The organism is uncultured Aquincola sp. (assembly GCF_964001545.1).
In the GTDB taxonomy this organism is placed as follows: Bacteria; Pseudomonadota; Gammaproteobacteria; order Burkholderiales; family Burkholderiaceae_C; genus Aquincola.
The window spans coordinates 1-4,050 of sequence record NZ_CAXFDV010000203.1; the positions used below are offsets into that span (position 1 = coordinate 1).

Sequence of the window (4,050 nt, forward strand, 5' to 3'; positions counted from 1 at the left end):
CATCGAGGGCAATCACCGTGGCATCGTGCGGGTCGTGGTGATGGCGCTGGAAGGTGGCATGCGCATGGGCATGGGCCAGCGAAGCGTCGTCGGCCGACGCGAAGGCGGCATCGCCCGCCACCGACGGGTGCGGATGCGGGTGCGGATGGGCATGCGGGTGCGCAGTGCCGTGCAGGCCGTCATGTCCGGGCGGCAGCCAGCGCGCATGCAGTTCGGCCCGCCAGGCGCGCACCTGTCGCAGTGCCTCGCCGGCCTGGTGCAGCCAGCTGGGGCTGGCCGAGAGGCTGGTCGTGTGCCGGTGCGCCGGACCCAGCAACTGCACCAGCACCGAAGAGCAGCCGTATACCGCCAGGGCCAGCACCAGCAGCCAGACCACCGGCCCACGGGCACGGCGCATCCTGGCCTGGGCGGCAGTGGCGGAATGGGGCATCGTGGTCAGCGTCAAAGGCGGGCGACTAGGCGCGCGATGCTAACCATGCGGCATGTCGCCCGCATGACGGCGCTGCGGCGGTCGCCTGCGACCCGGGTGCACCGGTGGGCCCCAGGGCCGCCAGGGCCAGCACCAGCAACGCCGCGGCGGCCAGCCAGGACGCCAGCACCCGCAGGCCGATCTTCATCCAGGGGCGCACGGCCAGGTCGCTCAGCGCCACCACCAGCGCCAGCACCAGGAACACCGACAGCCAGGTGCCGCCCAGCGACATCCACAGCGCACGGTCGCGCAACCCGTCGGGCAACGAATCGGCGCCCAGCAGCGCCCCCAGCCAGGCGCCGACTCCGGCGCGCCAGGCCCAGGGCAGTTCACGCGCCAGCGCCACCGCCAGGGCCACCGCGGCGCCCACGGCCAGCAGCGGCAGCTCCAGGTTCTGCCAGCCGCCGATGGCAGCGGCCACCATGCCCAGCGGCACGGCCAGCAGCGTGGCGCTCAGGGCGCGGCCGCTCACTGGCCGTTGCTGGGCCAGCCACAGGCCGACGGCGATCAGCGCGATCAGGTGCGCGGGCACCAGCAGCGGATGCAGCATGCCGCCATAGAAGTCGCCCACGCCCTGGATGGGGCTGTGTGCGCGCGCGGCGCCGGCCCCCAGCGCCAGCGTGGCCGCCAGCGTTCTGGCCAGCGGCCTCACAGCAGGCCGAAGAGGAAAGCCACGCCCACCAGCGAGATCGCTGCGCCCATGCCCCGCACCGCGATGCGGCCGGCCGGTCGGGTGACCAGCAGCCCGAAGCCGATGCCCAGCGCATGCAGCAGGCCGGTGGCCAGCACGAAGCCGAGGCTGAAGACCAGCGGATTGGCCGCCCCCGGCAGCTCGGTGCCGTGGGCATGCCCGTGGAAGATGGCGAAGGCACCCACCAGCACCGCGGCCACCGGCAAGGGCGGCCGGGCGGCCAGGGCCACCATCGCGCCCAGCACGATGGCCGACAGCGCGATGCCGGTTTCCACCCCGGGCAACGGCACCCCGACGATGCCCAGCACCCCGCCGAAGGCCATGACCAGCGGGAACACCACCGGCAGCACCCAGATGGCCGGCGCCCCCAGGAAGGCGCCCCACAGCCCGACCGCCACCATGGCCACCACATGGTCCCAGCCCAGCAGCGGATGAAGAAAGCCGGCGAGGAAACCGCCCGCGGCATCGGCGGCATCGGCATGGGCGAAAGCCGGGCCACAGCCCAGGGCAAGCAGCAGCAGGACCGCCGGTACGAGGTGTTTGTTCATGGCAGGTGACAGCGAAGGCGGCGCACTCTAACCGCGCCGCGTGCCAGGCCCAAGTCATCAAATCGTCATCCGGGGGCTGCGGGCCGTGACGGCTGCTGTTCGCGGCGGCGCCCGTCGCAACGCACCCCCTAACTTGCAGCGGGCCCCCTCATCACCGGCACGCAGCGCCGCGTTACGCTGCTTCGGAGGGCGCTGCGCCCCGCCCCGTTCCGACGCAGGAAAGCACTCATGACAAGCCTGAAATGCGGCGTCGCCGTCGCTGCCTGGTCATTCGCCTCGTGGTCTGCGGCCAGCACCTTGTGCAGCATGGGGCAGATCGGCGACATCTTCGCCTACTGCCACGGCGCCAGGGCCGACGTCATGGGCAACTACCGGCTCGTGGACGCTATCCGGCCCACGCTCAGCACCATCAAGCGCTTCAGCGGCGAAGGGGGCGAGGCCGACATGTTGTACATGCCGTACAACAACGACGAGAGCTTCGCATTCCAGCTCTACGCCCTGGGGCTCGACGGCGGCTTCACCTATGCCGAATCCAATGCGGGCACCTACGGCAAAGCGGAAGCCACCCGCACCGGCGTGCTGCGCGGCATGGCGGTGGCGCTGGCGATGTCGCCGGACCGCACGAGACCCTACTGGATGATGTCGGAGGGGCGCTTCGCCAACACCTATGAAGCCAGCTGGGATGCATCGCTGGGCCTGAGCCGTGAACTGCCGACCAGTTTGACGGGCCACGGATCGGTGCAGGTCGGCCCGCCAGACCCGGACGGCTTCGTCGCGGCGCGAACCACGTTGGGGTACATGCTTTACGCCGCCGACGCCAACCGCCATTACCTGGGCAGCACGGGTGCGAGCCATTCCGCCAGCGGCACCGTTGCCGACACGCTGCACCTCACCTTGCGGCTCACCGCCGATTCGGTGGAGGACGGCATCGCTCACAGCCGCTTCGTCCTGCGGGGCACGTTCGGCCTCCTGGCGGCGTTCGGCGGCGCGGTGTTTGCGGACAACACCTTCCGCCTGGGCTTTCAGATACCCGAGACGATGCAGGTGCTGGACGCCGTGGACGGCAGCATCGTCCGCTCGGTGCCCGAGCCTTCTTCCTCGCTGCTGATGGCGCTGGGGCTGCTGCCGTGGGCAGCCTGGCAGCACCGGCGGCGACGCAGCCGGCAGCTGCGCTGACGAAGCTGCGCCCGCCACCGGGCGATGCAGGCGCACCTGCGCTTTCAGCCGCCGTGCGGCGGGTGCGCAAGCGCCAGCAGGTCCAGGGTTCCCTTGTCGGCCTGCCCACCATGGAAGCGAGCCAGCGCGGCGGCGAACAGCGGCTCGTCGGGCACCACGCGGTTGAACAGCGTCACGCAGGACCAGAACTTCAGGTCGTCCGGGCTGCCGAAGATGTCGTGCGCCGACCGCTCTGGCGGCGTGGCCAGCACCTGGGCCACGCAGCCCTGCAGGCGCGGGCCGAGGACCGGGTGCGCCCAGTAACGGCGCGCCTCGTTCGCCGATGCCAGGCCGTAGAACTGCGCGGTGCTGCTGCGGCCAAGCCCCCGCAGCTGCGGAAAGACGAACCACATCCAATGGCTGCGCTTCCTGCCCGCCTGCAGCTCGGCGCGGACGGCCTGCAGCACCGGACCCTGGGCCTCGACGAACCGCTCGAGGTCGTCAGCCGCCGCGCTCATCGCAGACGCCAGGGTGCACCTCGGTGCTGCACATCCGCCCTGCACCCAACGGCCTGCAAGCTTGTCTAGACATGTTCGGTCAGCGGCAACGCCTGAAGGTCAGGTCGGTGATCACCTCCTGGCCGTCCACCGACCGGGTTTGCTGGTGCACGATGTCCACCGCGCCGCGGGCCGCCAGCAGCTGCAGGTCACGCGCGCCGGCGTCGAACACCCAGGGGTTCTCCAGCGGCGTGCCCGCGCCCATGAGGCGCACGTCCTGGTGCAAGGGCGTCTCGGAAAGCAGACGATCGATGTAGGAACGCATACGGTTGACCTCCTGTGGAACTGCCGGACGGCACAGCCCTCTTGGGCGCGCCGCACTGCACTTTAGGCAAGGCGGCAGGAGATCGCCAGCGGATTCGTCATCGCTGCGTCACAAGGCTGACATGTTGTAAGGGCTGCACGGCGACGGCCCATGCCCTTTGTGGGCTTTGCCGGCTGGTGCCGAGACCTGCCCGAGGTCCACGCCTTTGGGTGCGACCCGGCCAGCGTGCTCGAACAGATGGCCGATTCGATGGCGCTCACCTGCCTGGCGCTCATCAGCGGGGGGCGGCTGCCGCCGGTGCCGACAGCCCTGGAGCCCGGCGAGTGCTGGTTGTCCGCGTCGGCCGCGGCCCTCACGCAGCCAGC

6 protein-coding genes and 1 pseudogene are annotated in these 4,050 nt (G+C 70.9%); 2 read left to right on the forward strand and 5 right to left on the reverse strand.

Translation table 11 applies throughout. The features are described from left to right. From ABNT58_RS07010 to ABNT58_RS07020, 3 genes and pseudogenes are all read right to left on the reverse strand, one after another. Window positions 1–430 (reverse strand): annotated as a pseudogene (locus ABNT58_RS07010) (hypothetical protein); the annotation flags it as partial. A 25-nt stretch (window positions 431–455) separates the two neighbouring features. Continuing rightward, a complete protein-coding gene (locus ABNT58_RS07015) occupies window positions 456–1,121 on the reverse strand; it encodes a HupE/UreJ family protein (protein ID WP_348752784.1) in 666 nt (221 codons plus the stop codon). After that, window positions 1,118–1,708: a HupE/UreJ family protein gene (locus tag ABNT58_RS07020; protein ID WP_348752785.1), complete on the reverse strand. Its 591-nt coding sequence runs from the start codon at window positions 1,706–1,708 to the stop codon at window positions 1,118–1,120. The genes ABNT58_RS07015 and ABNT58_RS07020 overlap by 4 nt, the downstream gene beginning before the upstream one ends. A 228-nt stretch (window positions 1,709–1,936) precedes the next feature. Here ABNT58_RS07020 and ABNT58_RS07025 point away from each other — a divergent pair, with 228 nt between their 5' ends. Continuing rightward, complete coding sequence (locus ABNT58_RS07025; protein WP_348752786.1) at window positions 1,937–2,884, forward strand: PEP-CTERM sorting domain-containing protein; 948 nt, start codon at window positions 1,937–1,939, stop codon at window positions 2,882–2,884. 44 nt (window positions 2,885–2,928) lie between these two features. On the opposite strand, the gene ABNT58_RS07030 is transcribed toward ABNT58_RS07025, so the two are convergent. After that, window positions 2,929–3,381: a DUF1810 domain-containing protein gene (locus ABNT58_RS07030; protein WP_348752787.1), complete on the reverse strand. Its 453-nt coding sequence runs from the start codon at window positions 3,379–3,381 to the stop codon at window positions 2,929–2,931. 79 nt (window positions 3,382–3,460) lie between these two features. After that, window positions 3,461–3,685: a hypothetical protein gene (locus ABNT58_RS07035; protein WP_348752788.1), complete on the reverse strand. Its 225-nt coding sequence runs from the start codon at window positions 3,683–3,685 to the stop codon at window positions 3,461–3,463. A 150-nt stretch (window positions 3,686–3,835) separates the two neighbouring features. On the opposite strand from ABNT58_RS07035, the gene ABNT58_RS07040 reads away from it, so the two are divergent. Next, window positions 3,836–4,050, forward strand: a 215-nt coding sequence (locus tag ABNT58_RS07040) for a hypothetical protein (protein WP_348752789.1), incomplete at its 3' end; no start/stop codon positions are given.

What these genes read in the sequence shown, in the direction of transcription:
- ABNT58_RS07035 (WP_348752788.1), bottom strand. Translation starts at nt 3,685, where the DNA reads ATGCGTTCCTACATCGATCGTCTGCTTTCCGAGACGCCCTTGCACCAG.
- ABNT58_RS07020 (WP_348752785.1), bottom strand. Translation starts at nt 1,708, where the DNA reads ATGAACAAACACCTCGTACCGGCGGTCCTGCTGCTGCTTGCCCTGGGC.
- ABNT58_RS07030 (WP_348752787.1), bottom strand. Translation starts at nt 3,381, where the DNA reads ATGAGCGCGGCGGCTGACGACCTCGAGCGGTTCGTCGAGGCCCAGGGT.
- ABNT58_RS07025 (WP_348752786.1), top strand. Translation starts at nt 1,937, where the DNA reads ATGACAAGCCTGAAATGCGGCGTCGCCGTCGCTGCCTGGTCATTCGCC.